General features: G+C 73.6%; 12 protein-coding genes. 4 read left to right on the top strand and 8 right to left on the bottom strand.

From position 1 onward, the window contains the following. Positions 1–49: 49 nt before the first annotated feature. The 4 genes from ACZ7LU_RS01255 to ACZ7LU_RS01240 are packed head-to-tail and all read right to left on the bottom strand — an operon-like array spanning position 50 to position 5892. Positions 50–2656 carry a polynucleotide kinase-phosphatase gene (locus tag ACZ7LU_RS01255; RefSeq protein ID WP_471915289.1) on the bottom strand — a complete coding sequence of 869 codons (2607 nt, stop codon included), beginning with the start codon at positions 2654–2656 and terminating at the stop codon, positions 50–52. Next, positions 2653–4137 carry a 3' terminal RNA ribose 2'-O-methyltransferase Hen1 gene (locus ACZ7LU_RS01250; protein ID WP_471915288.1) on the bottom strand — a complete coding sequence of 495 codons (1485 nt, stop codon included), beginning with the start codon at positions 4135–4137 and terminating at the stop codon, positions 2653–2655. The genes ACZ7LU_RS01255 and ACZ7LU_RS01250 overlap by 4 nt, the downstream gene beginning before the upstream one ends. A 55-nt stretch (positions 4138–4192) precedes the next feature. After that, positions 4193–5203 (bottom strand): non-homologous end-joining DNA ligase, encoded by a 1011-nt coding sequence (gene ligD, locus ACZ7LU_RS01245; protein ID WP_471915287.1) that lies wholly within the window; start codon positions 5201–5203, stop codon positions 4193–4195. Next, positions 5200–5892 carry a DNA polymerase ligase N-terminal domain-containing protein gene (locus ACZ7LU_RS01240; protein WP_471915286.1) on the bottom strand — a complete coding sequence of 231 codons (693 nt, stop codon included), beginning with the start codon at positions 5890–5892 and terminating at the stop codon, positions 5200–5202. Before ACZ7LU_RS01240 ends, ligD begins: the two co-directional genes overlap by 4 nt. A 303-nt stretch (positions 5893–6195) precedes the next feature. On the opposite strand from ACZ7LU_RS01240, the gene ACZ7LU_RS01235 reads away from it, so the two are divergent. From ACZ7LU_RS01235 to ACZ7LU_RS01225, 3 genes are all read left to right on the top strand, one after another. Beyond that, positions 6196–6879: a response regulator transcription factor gene (locus tag ACZ7LU_RS01235; RefSeq protein ID WP_468713321.1), complete on the top strand. Its 684-nt coding sequence runs from the start codon at positions 6196–6198 to the stop codon at positions 6877–6879. Positions 6880–6967: 88 nt separating this feature from the next. Then, positions 6968–7630 carry a Pvc16 family protein gene (locus ACZ7LU_RS01230; RefSeq protein WP_471915285.1) on the top strand — a complete coding sequence of 221 codons (663 nt, stop codon included), beginning with the start codon at positions 6968–6970 and terminating at the stop codon, positions 7628–7630. Further along, positions 7627–9657, top strand: a complete 2031-nt coding sequence (locus ACZ7LU_RS01225) for an ATP-binding protein (protein ID WP_471915284.1) — start codon at positions 7627–7629, stop codon at positions 9655–9657. The genes ACZ7LU_RS01230 and ACZ7LU_RS01225 overlap by 4 nt, the downstream gene beginning before the upstream one ends. A gap of 25 nt (positions 9658–9682) precedes the next feature. Here ACZ7LU_RS01225 and ACZ7LU_RS01220 read toward each other — a convergent pair whose 3' ends face one another. Both ACZ7LU_RS01220 and ACZ7LU_RS01215 read right to left on the bottom strand, forming a co-directional pair. Continuing rightward, positions 9683–10669, bottom strand: a complete 987-nt coding sequence (locus ACZ7LU_RS01220; RefSeq protein ID WP_471113535.1) for a GlxA family transcriptional regulator — start codon at positions 10667–10669, stop codon at positions 9683–9685. 128 nt (positions 10670–10797) lie between these two features. Beyond that, positions 10798–11676, bottom strand: coding sequence for a S1 family peptidase (locus tag ACZ7LU_RS01215; RefSeq protein WP_471915283.1), 879 nt, complete (start codon positions 11674–11676; stop codon positions 10798–10800). Between the two features lie 141 nt (positions 11677–11817). On the opposite strand from ACZ7LU_RS01215, the gene ACZ7LU_RS01210 reads away from it, so the two are divergent. Then, positions 11818–12906 (top strand): GlxA family transcriptional regulator, encoded by a 1089-nt coding sequence (locus tag ACZ7LU_RS01210; RefSeq protein ID WP_471915282.1) that lies wholly within the window; start codon positions 11818–11820, stop codon positions 12904–12906. A gap of 16 nt (positions 12907–12922) precedes the next feature. On the opposite strand, the gene ACZ7LU_RS01205 is transcribed toward ACZ7LU_RS01210, so the two are convergent. Beyond that, entirely contained in the window at positions 12923–14305 is a 1383-nt protein-coding gene (locus ACZ7LU_RS01205; protein WP_471916451.1) for an RICIN domain-containing protein, read from the bottom strand. Between the two features lie 5 nt (positions 14306–14310). After that, complete coding sequence (locus ACZ7LU_RS01200) at positions 14311–15933, bottom strand: peptidoglycan-binding protein (protein WP_471915281.1); 1623 nt, start codon at positions 15931–15933, stop codon at positions 14311–14313. Positions 15934–16098: the final 165 nt, after the last annotated feature.

Here is a 16098-nt window from a genome sequence, read left to right as displayed (position 1 = left end):
TTCCCCGGCCGGACGGCCGACGCTCATCGTTGTTCAAAGCCGCGGTCGACTAGAGCCGCGGGTCCACCGGTTCGGACTCCAGGGCGAGGACCGCGAACACCGCCTCGTGCACGCGCCACAGCGGCTCGCCGTCCGCGAGGCGGTCCAGGGCCTCCAGGCCGAGCGCGTACTCCCGGACGGCGAGGGAGCGCTTGTGGCCGAGGGAACGCTCGCGCAGCTTCGCCAGGTTCTCCGGGCGCGTGTACTCCGGGCCGTAGACGATGCGCAGGTACTCGCGGCCGCGGCACTTGACGCCGGGCTGGACGAGCCGGCCACGGCCGTCCCTGACCAGCGCCTCGACCGGCTTGACGACCATGCCCTCGCCGCCCCGGCTGGTCATCTCCAGCCACCAGTCGACGCCCGCGCGGACCGACTCCGGGTCGCCCGTGTCGACGTAGAGGCGGCGGGTGGTCTGCAGCAGGTCGGAGCCGCGGCCGCTGTTGTCGTGCTCCACCATGCGGTCGATCAGGGCCAGCTGCTCGTCGTGCGGCAGCCCGGCGAGGCTGCGGCCCTGGACCGCCAGGATCTGGAACGGCGCGAGCCGCACGCCTTCCAGGCCCTCGGTCGGCCAGCAGTAGCGGCGGTAGGCGTCGGTGAACGCGGCGGCGTCCGCGGCGCGCTCCCGCTGGCGGGCGAGGAGAGCGCCCGCGTCGACGCCGCGCGCCGTCGCCGCCTCCAGCGCGGCGAGCGCGCCGGGGAAGACGGCACCGGAGGCGGCGCCCACGGCGGCGTACTGGGTGCGGAGCAGGCCGGACGCCTTCAGCGACCACGGCATCAGCTCCGCGTCGAGCAGCAGCCAGTCCGTCCGCAGCTCCTCCCAAAGCCCCGCCTCGGTGACGGCGTCACGGACCCGGCCGAGCACCTCCTCGGTGACGGCGGCGTCGGTGAAGAAGGGGCGTCCTGTGCGGGTGCAGAGCGAACCGGTGGGGCCCTGGACGCCGAAGCGCTCGCGGGCCACGTCGGCGTCCCGGCAGACCAGGACCACCGCGCGCGAGCCCATGTGCTTCTCCTCGCACACGACGCGGGCGACGCCGTCCTGCGCGTACGACGCGAAGGCCTCGGCGGGGTGTTCCAGATAGCCCTCGCGCCGCGATGTCGCGGTCGGCGCCATCGTCGGCGGCAGGTACGGCAGCAGGCGCGGGTCGACGGCGAAGCGGCTCATGACCTCCAGGGCCGCCGCCGCGTTCTCCTCGCGCACGGCGACGCGGCCGGCGTGCCGGGTCTCCACCACGCGGCGGCCGTGCACGTCGTCCAGGTCGAGGGGCCGCCCGTCGTGGCCGCCCGGCGCCTCGGTGCGCAGCGGCTTGGCCGGCTCGTACCAGACGCGTTCCGCCGGTACGTCGACGAGCTCGCGCTCCGGCCAGCGCAGCGCGGTCAGCCTGCCGCCGAAGACGGCGCCGGTGTCCAGGCAGATGGTGTTGTTGAGCCAGGTGGCGGTGGGCACCGGGGTGTGGCCGTAGACGACGGCGGCCCTGCCCCGGTACTCCTCCGCCCAGGGGTAGCGCACCGGAAGGCCGAACTCGTCGGTCTCGCCGGTCGTGTCGCCGTACAGGGCGTGCGAGCGCACCCGGCCGGACGTGCGGCCGTGGTACTTCTCGGGCAGGCCGGCGTGGCAGACGACGAGTCGTCCCCCGTCGAGGACGTAGTGGGAGACGAGCCCGTCGACGAACTCCCTGACCTGGGCGCGGAATTCCTCGCTCTCGCGCCCCAACTGCTCGATGGTCTCGGCCAGTCCGTGGGTGTGCCGGACGCCGCGGCCCTTGAGGTGGCGGCCGAGCTTGTTCTCGTGGTTGCCGGGCACGCAGAGCGCGGTGCCGCCCGCGACCATCCCCATCACGCGGCGCAGCACACCCGGGGTGTCCGGGCCGCGGTCGACGAGGTCGCCGACGAAGACGGCCTTGCGGCCCTCGGGGTGGACGCCGTCGGCGTAGCCGAGCTTGTCGAGCAGCGTCTCCAGTTCGGCGGCGCAGCCGTGGACGTCGCCGATGATGTCGAAGGGGCCCGTGAGGTCGGAGAGGTCGTTGTAGCGCTTCTCGGTGACGACGGTGGCGCTCTCGATCTCGTCCACCCCGCGCAGGACGTGGACCTTCCTGAAGCCCTCGCGCTCCAGGTGCTTCAGGGAGCGGCGCAGTTCGCGCTGGTGGCGCTGGATGACGCGGCGCGGCAGGCCCGCGCGGTCCTCGCGCGTGGCGTTGCGTGCGGCGCACACCTCTTCGGGCACGTCGAGCACGATGGCGATGGGCAGCACGTCGTACTGCCTGGCCAGCTCGATCAGCTGCTTGCGGCTGTCGCTCTGCACGCTGGTCGCGTCGACGACGGTGCGGCGGCCCGCGGCGAGGCGCTTGCCCGCGATGTAGTGCAGCACGTCGAAGGCGTCGCGGCTGGCGCTCTGGTCGTTCTCGTCGTCGGCGACGAGCCCCCGGCAGAAGTCGCTGGAGACGACCTCGGTGGGCTTGAAGTGCCGGTGCGCGAACGTCGACTTGCCGGAGCCGGTGGCGCCGATCAGGACGACGAGGGACAGGTCGGTGACGGGCAGCACGCGGCGCGGGCCCCGGGCATCCGTGCCGGTACTGCTGTCGCTGTTATTGGTACCGCTGCTGTCGGTGTCGTTCCTCATGCGGCCCGCACCTCCTCTCTGTCGGTCTGCGTGAACACGGCCATCTGTGTGGGCGGTCCCACCTCGGGGTCGTCGTCGCCCACGGGCACGAACTCCACGGCGTACGCGTGCCGTTCGGCCACCGTGCGGGCCCAGGCGCGGAACTCCTCCCGCGTCCACTCGAAGCGGTGGTCGCCGTGGCGCACGTGCCCGGCGGGGAGAGTCTCCCACCGGACGTTGTACTCGACGTTCGGCGTGGTGACGAGGACGGTGCGGGGGCGTGCGGAGCCGAACACCGCGTACTCCAGGGCGGGCAGGCGCTCCACGTCGAGGTGCTCGATGACCTCGCTGAGCACCGCCGCGTCGTACCCCTTGAGCCGTTTGTCGGTGTACGCGAGCGAGCCCTGGAGGAGCTTGACGCGCTCCGCCATGCGCTCGCCCATGCTGTCGAGCCGCAACCGCCGCGCCGCGACGGTCAGCGCGCGCACGGACACGTCGAGTCCGACGATCTCGGTGAACCGCGTGTCCTTGAGCAGCGCCTGCACCAACTGGCCCTGCCCGCAGCCGAGATCGAGGACACGGGACGCGTCGGCGGCGGTGAGCGCGGCGAGGATCGCCTCGCGGCGGCGCAGGGCGAGCGGCACGGGCCTGCCGTCGATCTCGGAGGGTTCGGACTCCTCGTCCACCGCGTTGTCCAGCTCCTCGACGTCCGTGTCGTCGGCGTCGGCGAGCCGCACCAGTTCGAGACGCTCCCTCGCCTCACGGGTCAGGGACCGACGGCGCGCGAGGTAACGGCTGGTGATGACCTCCCGCTCCGGGTGGTCGGCGAGCCAGCCCTCACCGGCCCGCAGCAGCTTGTCGACCTCGTCCGGCGAGACCCAGTAGTGCTTGGCGTCGTCGAGGACGGGCAGCAGCACGTACAGGTGCCGGAGCGCCTCGCCCAGGGTCAGCTTTCCGTCGGGCACTTCGAGGACGATCCCCACGTACCGCGAGTCGCCCCAGGCGGGGAACCGCACGTCCAGCGGGACGGGCGTCGCCGTCACCGTCCAGCCGAGCGGCTCGAACAGCGCGCGCACGAGGCCGGCGCCGCCGGTCGCGGGCAGGGCGGGCACCTCGACGCGCAGCGGCAGCGGCCGCGCGGCCCGCTCGGGGCGGGCGGCGCACACGCCGCGCAGCGCGCTGGAGAACACCGCGCTCAGCGCCACGGCGAGCAGCGAGGAGGCCGCGTACGGCCGGTCGTTCACGTACTGGGCGAGTGCCGCGTCGGGTGCGCCGCCGCGCCCCTTGCCCTTCCCCTTGCCGCGCCGCACGAGCGCGACGGGGTCGACCTCCAGGAGCAGCGCGGCGGTGCAGCGCTCGGTGGCCGCCTCGGGGTAGAAGACGTGGGCGGTGCCATGGGAAGTGGCGAACGCCTGCGTCCTGTCGGGATGCTTGTGCAGCAGGAATCCCAGGTCGGTCGCCGGGTTCCGCGCGTCGCCAGAGGTCGAGATCGTCAGGAACACGTGGTCGAGTATCGTCGCGCCGGGGTGCGAAGGCCACGGAATTTGCACTCGCCGGTCAGGACGCGATGTGTTCGCGGACGATCAGCGACGGGTCCTTGTCGTCCCGCAGTCCCTGGTAGCGGGGGTGGCGCAGCATGCCGTCGCGGGTCCACTCCGTGAAGGCGATCTGGGCCACGAGCCTCGGCTCGACCCAGTGGGCGGCGCGCTCCGCGACCCGGCTCGCGAACGGGGACCGGGGTGTGCGCAGCCCGTCGAGTCGCTCGCGGAGGGCGAGGAGGGTGCGCCGGTCGAAGCCGGTGCCGACCTTCCCTGCGTAACGCAGCCGCCCGTCGTCGTAGTAGCCGATGAGCAGCGCGCCGATGCCGACCCGGCTGCCCGCGGGCTCGGTGAAGCCGCCCACGACGAACTCCTGGCCCTGGGAGCACTTCAGCTTGAGCCAGTCGTCGGAGCGGCGCGTCCGGTAGGCGCTGTCGGCGCGCTTGGCGATGAGCCCCTCCCAGCCGCGCCGGCACGCGTCGGCGAGGAGTTCGGGGCCGCCCTCGTTGCGGTGGGCGCAGAAGCGCAGCGGGGCGGTGAAGGTGATCGCGCGCCGCAGCAGGGACTTGCGGGTGCGCAGCGGCAGCCGTCGTACGTCCACGCCGTCCAGGCGCAGGAGGTCGAAGACGTAGTACGTGACGACGACGCCGCTCGCCTCGACGTCGGCCCGCCGGGTGAGTCCCATGCGCTGCTGGAGGCGTGCGAAGTCGGTCCGGCCGTGGGAGTACGCGACGATCTCGCCGTCGACGGTGAAGTCCGCGCAGTCCTGCGCGGTGAGGGCGTCGACGATCTCCGGGTACGTGGCGTCGAGCCGCCGTCCGCTGCGGGAGCGGAGCGTCACCTCGCCGTTCTCGCGGACGGCGAGGACCCGGATGCCGTCCAGCTTCCGCTCGAAGATCCAGCCCTGCGGGAAGTCACGCCGGTCGCTGAGGGTGGCCAGCATGGGTGAGGCGGCGAGTTCGACGCCGGGGGCCGCGTCGCGGGTGCGGGCGTGCAGCTCGGGCGGCAGCGTGTCGAGGAGGCCGGTCACCCCTTCTCACCGCCGTCCGGCTCCCATCTGGGCGCGTCCGGCGCCTCGGCGACCTGGCGCAGGGTGCGGCCGCTGAGCGTGGAGCGGGCGCGCCGCGGGTCGGGGGTGCCGCCGCTCCTGCCCGCCCCCGCGCCGCCCGCCCCCGCGCTCTTCCGCACGAGCAGCCAGGTCGGCTTGGCGGACCCGCCGCTCCGCTCCTCGCGGCCGTGGAACCGGGTGAGCGCGTACTGTCCGCGCAGCTTCTCGCCGTGCAGCTCGAACGTGGCGTGGCCGTTCTCCAGGGCCTCGCCGAACGGCACCGGGCGCTTCTTCTTGTCGTGGCCCATCGGCCGGTAGGTGCCCCGGTCCCAGACGATGACGGTCCCGCCGCCGTACTCGCCCTCGGGGATCACGCCTTCGAAGTCCCGGTAAGCCATGGGGTGGTCCTCGGTGGGGAGGGCGAGCCTCTTGTCGTGCGGGTCGGTGGAGGGCCCCTTGGGGACGGACCAGGACTTGAGCACACCGTCGACCTCCAGACGGAAGTCGAAGTGCATGGTGCTCGCGTCGTGGATCTGCACGACGAAGGCGGGCTCGTCACCGTCCCGGTCGGGCCCGGCCTGCCCGGCCGTCGTATGCTCGCCGCTCGGCTCGCGCGTCCTGTCGAAGTGCCGCTTCCCGCGATAGGTCCGCAGCTTGTCCTCCTCGCTCACGGAGGCCCCTTTCCGTCGGGTCGCTGATCCGTCCGGGCCGCCGGGTACCCCGTGATCGCCACCGGCACGCGCTGTCCGGCGGCGGGGCACTCGCCCTGTTTGTGACGGTACGGGACACCGGGACGGTCGGCATTGCGCCGCCGGCCCGGCCCGGCGCTCCTGCCGCCGACAAGGGCCCCGCGACCCGCCGACAAGGGCCCCGTGACCGATAAACGTCCGCGTTGATCCGGCGGCAATCAGATGTTGATCGGTTCCGATCACCCTGTGCCCGTCGCTATTCGGGGGAAGACAGGAAAACCTCAGTTGTCGGATACACGTATATCGGTGGCCGTGCACGCCACCGACCCCCTCAGCCGAGCCGGAGTCATCAGCCATCTCCGGCACGAGCCCACCGTCGAGCTGGTGGACCGTGCCGGGGACGGCTCGCAGACGTCCCCGCCCGGACCGACGACCACGCCCGCCCCGGGACGCGTCGCCGTCATGCTCGTGGACCGGCTCGACGACCCGGCGGGCAGCGAACTGCGCCGGCTGACCAGGTCGACCGAGCAGCGCGTCGTGCTGATCGCGAGCGAGCTGCGCGAGCCGGAGCTGCTCGCCGTCGTCGAGTACGGCGTACGGGCCATCCTGTGGCGGCACCAGGCGACCCCGCAGAAGCTGCTGCGCGCCGTGCACAGCGCGGCGCGCGGCGAGGGCGAGCTGCCGCCCGACCTGATCAACCGGCTCATGACGCAGCTGGGACGGCTCAGGCTCTCGGCGCTCGACGGGCCGCCGTCCGCCGCCACCCTCGTGCCGACGCTGGGCATGGCGCCCCGCGAGGTGGACGTGGTGCGGCTGATCGCGGAAGGTCTGGACACCAAACAGATCTCTGAAAAGCTTGCCTACTCCGAACGCACCGTCAAGAACGTCCTGCACGCGCTCATGACGCGCCTGCAGCTGCAGAACCGCGCGCATGCCGTCGCGTACGCGCTGCGGGAGGGATACATCTGATGCGGCACCCGAACCACCTCCCCGTTCCCGTCCGGGGAGTCCGGCTTCCTGCCCGGGGAGCCCTGCTTCCCGCCCGGGGAGTCCGACCGTGATCCACGAAGTCGACGAGGCGCTGCGCGCGCTGCTGCGCGGTGCGCTTCCCGAGGGGACCGGCGAGGTCGTCTTCGAGGCGCCGACCCGCGACTGGGCCGCGCGGCGCAACGCCCCCACCCTCAACTCGTACCTGTACGACATCCGCGAGGACGTCGCCCGGCGCGAGCGCGGCGCGTACGCCGAGCGCGGGCCGGACGGCGCGGTGCTGCGCAGGCGGCAGCCGCCGCGCTGGTTCCGGCTCTCCTACCTGCTCACCGCCTGGACCAACCGGCCGGAGGACGAGCACCGGCTGCTCTCCGCGGCCCTCGGCACCCTGCTCGGGCACGAGCTGCTGCCGCCCGACGCCCTGCCGGACGCGCTCGCCTCGCTGCGGGCCCCGCTGCCGCTGACCGTCGCGGTGCCACCGACCGAGTCCCGGTCCCTCGCGGACGTGTGGTCGGCGCTCGGCGGTGAACTCAAGCCGTCCCTGGACGTCGTGATCACCGTGCCGTTCCCGGTGTCCCCGACGTACCCCGTGGCCCCGCCGGTCACCGAGGGCGCGGTCGTGGGTGTCCGCGGCATCGACGGCGAGCCCGGCGACTCGCGGCCCCGGATGCTCCGCAAACAGCGGGACACGGCGGACAACAACACGTCGGGCAACGGGACCGGTACGCGGTGAGCTCCCGAAACGCGGTGAACGGCGCACCGCACGAAGCGATACCGGCACGGTTGGAGTCGCTGCGCGGCCGCGTGGCCGAGCTCGTCGCACGGCGCGGCGCGGACGACCCGACGGCGGCCGATCCGCTGCGCGGGCTGTACGTGACGCCGGAGACCGCGCACCGGCTGGCCACGGCGCCCCCGCCGGAGCCCGCCCCCGCGCCGGAGGACGAGGGGGCCGAACCCGGCGGCGCGCTCGGCGAGTTGGCCCGGGCCTTCGGGCTGAGCGCACTCGACCGGCACATCCTGCTCGCCGCCCTCGCCCCCGACGTGGACCGCCGCTTCGAGCCGCTGTACGGCTACCTCAACGACGACGTCGGACGCCGCAGGGCCACGGTCGCCCTCGCCCTCGACCTCGCGGGCACCGGACCGCACGACCCGCTCGCCCGCGCCCGCTTCCACCCGCTGGCGCCGCTGCGGGCAGGCGGCCTGATCGCCGTCGAGGACGAGGAGCGGCCACTGCCGGGGCGGGCCCTGCGCGTACCGGAACGCGTGGTGTCGCACCTGCTGGGCGACGACGCACTGGACCCCGAACTGGTCGGCTGCGGAGTCGAGTTGCTGCCGGACGGCGCGTCTGCCCCGGCCCACCCGCTCGCCACCCGTATCGCCGCCCTCGCCGCCGAGCGGCCGCTCGCCGTTCATCTGCGCGAGCGCAGGGAGGGCACCGCCGCCGCCCCCGTGGCCGACGCACTGCGGGCAGCCGGTCTGCCCGTGCTGCTCCACCGGCCCCCGCACCGGGCAGGGGACGACACGGCCGCGGTGGCCGTCGCGCTCGTCCGCGAGGCACGGCTGCGGCGGGCCGCGCTCGTCGTGGGTCCGCTGCCACCCGAACCCGGCGCTCTCGTACGGGCGTTGGCGACCGGCGACGTACCGGTGGTGTTCTTCGGGAGCGAGCCGTACGACCCCGGGTGGGCGCCCGACGCCGGGCTGCTCGCGCTGGACGCGCCGCAGGACGGCGTCGACACCTCCCGCACCTGGCACACCGAACTGGCCCTGCACACCCCCGCCTACGAGCCGGACTTCGACCTCGGCGAGGCCGTCGCGCCGTACCGGCTCAGCGAGCCGCAGATCCGCCGCGCGGCACGGGACGCCACCGGCCTCGCCGCGTTCGACGGGACCGCGCCGACCGCCGCGCACCTGCAGCACAGCGCCCGGCTCCAGTCCGCGCCGCTGCTCGACAAGCACGCCCGGCGGATCCGGCCCGAGGTCGGCTTCGACGACCTCGTCCTGCCGGACGAACCGCTCGGCATGCTGCGGGAGCTGACGATGCGCGCCCGGCACCGCGACAAGGTGCTCGGCGAGTGGCGGCTGCGCACCGGCGGCGGGCGCGGGCGCGGCGTCGTCGCGCTGTTCGCCGGGGACTCCGGCACCGGCAAGACGCTGTCGGCCGAGGTGGTGGCCGGTGAACTCGGCCTGGATCTGTACGTGGTGGACCTGTCGGCGGTCGTCGACAAGTACATCGGCGAGACGGAGAAGAACCTGGAGCGGATCTTCGCCGAGGCGGACCGCACGGACGCGGTGCTGCTCTTCGACGAGGCCGACGCCGTCTTCGGCAAGCGCTCGGAGGTCAAGAGTTCGCACGACAGGTACGCGAACCTGGAGAGCGCGTACCTGCTCCAGCGCCTTGAGGCGTTCGACGGGATCGCCGTGCTGACGACCAACCTGCGGGCCAACATCGACGACGCGTTCACGCGCCGCCTCGACCTGGTGGTGGACTTCCCGTTCCCGGACGCCGAGCTGCGCCTCACGCTGTGGCGGAGCTGCCTGGCGGGCACCCCCTGCGCTCCGGACCTGGACGCCGAACTCGCCGTCTGCGCGAAGGAGTTCGAGCTGGCGGGCGGCGGCATCCGGTCGGCCGCGGTGACCGCCGCCTATCTGGCGGCGGGGCACGGCGGCCCGGTGTCGGGCGAGGACGTGCGGGCGGGGGCGCGGCGCGAGTACCGCAAGATGGGTCGCCTCGAGCCCGGGACGACGCTGCCCTGGCAGTAGTGAGAGGCCGCCCGGAAGGGCACGGTCATCCGTGGCGCCCGCCCCCAGGGCCCGGAGGGGCGGCAGGCTTGTGGGCGCGGCGGTAGTCGCGGGGCGTGGTGCCGGTGAGGGCACGGAAGTGGTGGCGCAGGGCGGCCGGTGAGGTGAAGCCGGTCGCGCCCGCGATGTCCTCGACGGGCGTGTCGGTCTCCCGCAGGAGCCGCATCGCCTCGTGCAGGCGCGCACGCAGCACGTACTGGAGCGGGCTGAGCCCGGTGCGGTCGCGGAAGCGGCGCGTCACGCTGCTGGTGGAGGTGCGCGCGTGGGCGGCGATCTCCGGGAGGGTGAGCGGGAGATGGAGGTGCGTGTCGATCCACCGAAGGGTGGGTTCGAGTCCCGCGCTTCCTGCGACCTCGCGGTCGATGGTCTCCTGGACGCTGTCCGCGTCCACGTGCAGTGGCGTGATCAATTCCCGTGACGTCTCCCCCGCGATCCGCCGGCCGTGGTCGCGGGCCAGCAGCCGCAGACAGACGTCCAGGCCCCCGAAGACTCCGGCCGCCGTGCAGTAGGGCCCGTCCTCGACGACCGTGCCGACCGGGTCGACGTCGATCCGGGGGTGCAGCGCGGCCAGTTCCGCCATGTGCCGCCAGCCGGTCGTGGCCCGCCGTCCGTCGAGCAGCCCGGTCGCCGCGAGCGTGAACGTGCCGGTGCTGACGGCGGCGACGCGGCCGCCCCTGCCCACCGCGGCGCGCAGGGCGGCGGCGACGCCCTCGGGGGGCCGCCCGGCGCGGGGGCCGGTGTGCCCGGGGATCAGTACGACGTCGGCGTCCGCCAGGCCTTCGAGGCCGTGCGGCGGGCGGACGGCGAGCGCGGGCCCCGGGCCGCCGGTCGCCCGGAAGCCGGGGGCCGCGCAGAGCCTGACCTCGTAGGAGACGCCGGGGTGCTCGCGGCAGGCGGTTCCGAAGACGAGGCCGGGCGTGGTGAGGTGATGGCCCGGGGCTCCGTCGAGGGCCAGGACGGCGATCACTGACATGTCGGGAATCCAACCATCCGCAGGGCCCGGCCGGTGCCCGCCGCCCTCGCGGCTCACGGCTCACGGCTCACGGCTCACGGCTCACGGCTCACGGCTCGCGGCTCGCGGCTCGGCCGTGCGGGTCCGGATCAGCCGCTCTTGCGGATCGTCTCGTGGATCCAGTGCTTGAAGGCGGGCACGTTGGAGTAGAGCCCGGGTCCCGTCCCGCAGCCCTCACGGAGGCTGCCGGGTCCGGACGTGGCGCCGATCAGCTCCCAGCGGCCGTTCTTCGCGCGCTGCAGCTGCGGGCCGCCGGAGTCGCCGTTGCACGCCATGGCCTTCGGCTTCGTACTGACCGTGCACAGCCGCGTCCTGCCCGCCCAGCCGGGCGCGCACTCGCTCGCCGCGCCCCTGCGCGTGTCCAGCTGCTGGAGGCGGTCGGGGAACTTCGCGTCCTCCAGCGTCGGCGCCTCGACGACCGTGCCGTAGCCGAGGATGCGGGTGGGCGTGCCGACCGGTCCCGCCTTGTCGGCGATGCGGACGGGCCGCTGGGAGACGGGGCGGTCCAGGCGTATCAGCGCGAGGTCGTTCTTGTTGTACGTCGTGCCCGTCATGTCCTGCACGTAGCCGGGCGCGGTGACGATCTTGTCGATGTTCCGGACGGAACCGCCGGTCGTACGGTGGTCGCTCCCGACGCGGATCTTGCCGGTCAGGGTGGCCAGCTCGGGGTTGACGCAGTGCGCGGCCGTGAGGACCCACCGGGAGTCGACGAGAGTCGCCCCGCACTGGGCGCCGTACTCCTTGACCGGCACCGTCGCCATGAACGGGTAGTGCTGCGTGGCGTCCTCGCCGTTGACGACGGCGCTCGCGCTGCCGGTCAGGGCCGTGGCGCCGAGGAGCGCGGTCGCGCCGAGGGCCGCGGCGCCCCGGGCGAGCAGTCGGCGCGGGCTCCGCCGGGCCCGGTCGGCGTGGTCGGCGCGGTCGGGCGCGGGGGTTTCGGGGGCGGTAGCCGGGTCCGTGTGGTGCATGAGCGGGCCTTTCGCAGAGGGTGCCGGTGCGGTGCGCGGACGAGGCGTCGGTCCGCCTTCGTCCCACCGCGCTGCGATCATCCGTCGCGGGCGGGACCCGCAAACAGCGGCCGTGATGTCACCCTCGGCTAAATTCTGGACATGTCAGTGATCGCCGTCCTCGCCCTCGACGGGGTGCCGGGACCTCAGCTCTCCGCCCCCGGGCTCGCTTTCGCGACGGCGGCCAGGCACCACCACCCGGTGGCGTACGAGGTGCGGATCTGTGCGGGGCCGGGGTTCCGGAGCACGGGCGGGCCCGCGCCCTTCGGCATCGACACGCCCTGGGGCCTGGAGGGTCTCGACGACGCCGACACGGTTTTGCTGCCGGGGCACGAGGGCTTCCGTGATGTGCCGCCGCCCGGTGTCGTGGACGCGCTGCGGGGCGTGGTGGAGCGCGGGGGCCGGGTCGGCGCCGTCGGGACGGGCACGTTCACCCTCGCGGCCACCGGTCTGCTGGACGGGCGCCGGGCGGCCACCAGTCGGCGGCACACGCGGGAACTGGCGCGGTCATACCTGCGGATCGACGTGGACGCCGAGGGGTCGGCGGTGGCCGACGGCCCCTTCCACAGTGCGGCCGGGGTGCTCGGGGGTGTCGACCTGTGCCTGCACCTGATCACCCAGGATCACGGAGAGGTCGTGGCCATCGAGACGGAACGGCAGCTCTTCCTGCACCTGCACGCGGAGGACACCGGAGGAACGGCTTCCGGCGTCGGCCCGACCTCCGGCGCCGGCCGGGAAGCGGCGCACAGCGCTCTCGCGGACGCCGGCCGGGAAGCTGCACACAGCGCTCTCGCGGACGCCGCGTACAACGCCGTCACCCCGCCCGGCAGCAGCCTCGAACCGGTGACCCGGTGGATGGAGGCCAACCTGCACCGGCCGCTGACCCTCGACGACATCGCGGGCCGGGCGGGGCTCGGCGTCCGCAGCCTGACCCGCCGCTTCCGCGCCGAGACGGGCCTCACCCCGCTCCAGTACCTGCTCCGCACCCGGCTCCAGAGCGCCCAGCGGCTCCTGGAACGCACCGACGACCCGGTGGAGCGCATCGCGGCCCGCACCGGCCTCGGCACCCCCGCGAACCTGCGCCACCACTTCCAGCGCGCCACCGGCACCAGTCCCACCACCTACCGCACGGCGTTCCGCGCGGTGGTCTCGGGCATGACCTGGCCGGAACGCCCCGACGGCCGGCCATAACGGGCGTCGGCCCCGGTCACTCCGGCCAGTCGGAGATCGTCCAGCCCATGCTCTTGCGGTCGTCGCACTTCCACGTGACCGCGCTCGTGTCGTTCTGCATGTCGACGAGGCACTCGCCGGAGCCGACGGCGACGATCCGCGTCAGCCCGTCGCCGCGCTTCTCCAGCTTCCACTTCTGGTTGTCCGGCAGCTGACCGGTCTTGATGTTCTCCGGCGGCGCGTGGAAGATCTGCGCGATGTTCGTGTTCACCTTCTGGTCCAGGACGGTACCGGGGGCGTTGGCGGGCTCCAGGGCGTAGGTGTCGGACTCCGGGTAGTGGTGCAGGATCCACTTCTGGTTGTCGCCGAACTCGTCCGTGAGGGAGGGGTTCTGGCCGACATAGGTGCCGTCGGCCTGCTCCCCCTTCTTGACCTCCAGGTACCAGCCACTGCCCTCGCTGCTGCGGATGGTGTGCGTCTTGGGCCCCTTGGGCTCGTCGTCCTTCTTCTCGCCGCCGCCCGGCTCCGGCTTCGGAGCGTCGTCCTTGTCCTCCGGCGGAGGCGCGGGCTCCTTCTTCTCCTTCTCCTCGGTGTCGTCGCTCGGCTTCGGGCTCGGCGCCTTCTTCATGCCGTCGGTCTGCGGGAGCTCCTGCTGCTTCCCCGGCTTCTCCCTGGCCTGGGTGGCCATGCTCGGCTTGTGCTGGAACCAGAGCACGGCGAACGCGAGGCCCAGCGCGAACAGCACCGAGCACACCGCCATCGCCCAGCGCGGGATCACCGACGGCTGCACATAGGTGCCGTGCAGCTCCACCGGCTCGGGCACCCCGGCCCGCAGCACGGAGACGGTGAACGGGTGCTTGGTGGTGCCGCCCACCCAGCTCACCGCGCCGGGCTTGAGCCGCAGTTCCGCGAATCCGGCGCGGCCGGGGGCGACCTGCACGGAGCCCGGCTCGGCCTCGACCTCCAGCGCGTCGCCGTTCTCACGGCCGGAGAAGGAGGCCGTCAGCTGCTGGTTGCCGAGGTTGTCGACGGCCACCGACGCCTTGGCGCTCAGCCGGCCGCTCACCACCAACGGCAGGAGTTCCGTGCGCAGTTCGGCGAACGGGGTGATGGTCACCTGGCCCTCGGCCACGTCCGCCGCGTGCGCGGCCTCGCGGGGCTGCACACGGACGCCGAACGGCGTCGGTCCTGCCTGCGCGTCCGGGGTCCTGGGCGGCGCGAGCTCCACCTGCGCGGTGCCCTCCGCCCCCGGGTACAGGCGCAGTACGTCGGGCTGTACGCGGGCCCATCCGGCGGCGGCGCCGACCACCTGGAGGCGGTACTCCTCCACGGTGTCGCCGGTGTTGCGCACGCGCAGCCGTACGCTCGTGGTGGAGCCGGGTTCCACGGTGGTCGCTGCGGGTTCGAGTGCGGTCCACATCTGGCTCAACGACCCTTCACGCCGGGGTTCTTGACGCTGCCGCCGACCATGGCCTGCAGGGTCCTGCTGTCGGCGACGCCGGTCGCCGGGAGGCCGACGGACGCCTGGTACTCCTTGATGTGGGCGGCCGTGCTGCTGTTGTACCTGGCCGTGACGGGCGCGCGACGGCCGTGCTCGAAGTAGGCCACGCCGTGCTCGGCGTAGGCCCGGTCGCGGTCCAGGTCCTTGTCGCTGATGCCGGCCTGAGAGGCCCACCAGAACGCCGCCTGCACCTGCACGACCTCCCAGTTGTCCGCTCCGGAGCGGACGTGGTCGGGGCGGACGCCCTGCGCCCACAGCGAGGTGAGGGTGGCCCGGCCGAGCTCACCCAGGTCGTCCGTCTCGAAGATCTGCGCGGTGTTCTTGCCGGAGGTCTGGCCGGAGCGGACCACCGCTTGCTGGTAACAGATCAACTTGTCCTCGGTCTTGGCGTCGATGACGCCGGGGGTGTAGGAGCCGGTGAGGGTGCACGGGTTCTTCGAGCCGAGGGCCGCGAGGCGGCGCTGGGCGTACTCGACGACGACGTCGGACTTGTAGCCGCGCTGCCACGGCGGGCCGCTGCGGGCGGCGGTCCTGCGGTCCGCCACCGGCTTCTCGCCGCCTCCGCCGTCGCCGCCGTCTCCGCTGCCGCCACCTCCGCCGGACGAGCCGCCGCCACCGGAGCCGGAACCGCCCGTGCCGCCTCCTCCGCCGGAGCCGTCACCCGCACTGCTGCCACCACCCGGGCCGCCGCCCTTCGCCTTCTCCTTCGGAGGCGGCGGGGCGTCCGCGAGCTTGTCCTTCTCGCCGCCCTGCGGGACCGCGTCGGGGGCCACGGCGGCCGCCTGGTTCTCGCGGGCCGATCCGTTGAACTTGGGGGCGTAGGAGAACCAGACCACCATGAAGGCGATGCCGAGCGCCGCGACGACGCTGCCGAGGGCGAGCAGCCAGCGGGGCAGGACCGGGCGCTGGTCGAAGCTGCCGGGCAGTTCGTGGGCCTGCTCGTCGCCGGACCTGCGCACGGCGACGGTCAGCGGGTGCGCCTGCGCGGACCCCGTCCACTGCACCTGCTGCGGGCGTACGGTGAACCGCGCAAAAGCGGCGCGGCCCGGGGCCGCCTGGATCGCGGTGGGAGTGATGTCGAAGGCCAGCCGGCCCGCGTCGTCGCGGACGGTGAGCGACGCGGTCAGCGGGGTGTTGCCGAGGTTGTCCACGGCGACCGAGGCCCGGCCGCGGAAGCGTCCGACGATGGTGGGCGGCAGGAGCTCGGCCCGGATCTCCGAGAAGGGCGTGACGGTGACCTGGCCCTCGACGACGTCGCGTCCCTCGGGGTGCTCTCGGGGCTCGACGCGGATGCCGAAGGGCGTGGGCCCGGCCTTCGTGTCGGACGAGCGGGGCGGCGCGAAGGACACCTCGGCCGTGCCCTCGCTGCCCGGGTAGAGCCGCAGCACCTCGGGTTCGACGCGGGCCCAGCCGGCGGGCGCGCCGACGATCCCCAGCCGGAACTCCTCGACCGTGTCTCCCGTATTGCGTACGCGAAGCCGTACGGTCGCTCGGCCACCGGGGTCCACGGTCACCGCGGCCGGGTCAAGGGAGTTCCACCACGTCATACGGGCACGGTAGAGGGCGACCCGCCCCGTCTCCTTGTACGAAAGGGCGACGCCAAGGGCAGTACGCCCTGCCCGAGCGATCGCGCCGTATACACGTCGGCCGGGGACCGACGACACGTCAGCAGAGTGCCGACAGCACGGAATTCGTGGCCGCGGAACGCCGCA

The sequence above is a fragment of the Streptomyces sp. NPDC039462 genome (genome assembly GCF_055639375.1).
The sequence above is the reverse complement of the archived record's forward strand: the minus strand, read 5'-3'. Positions and strand labels throughout refer to the sequence as shown.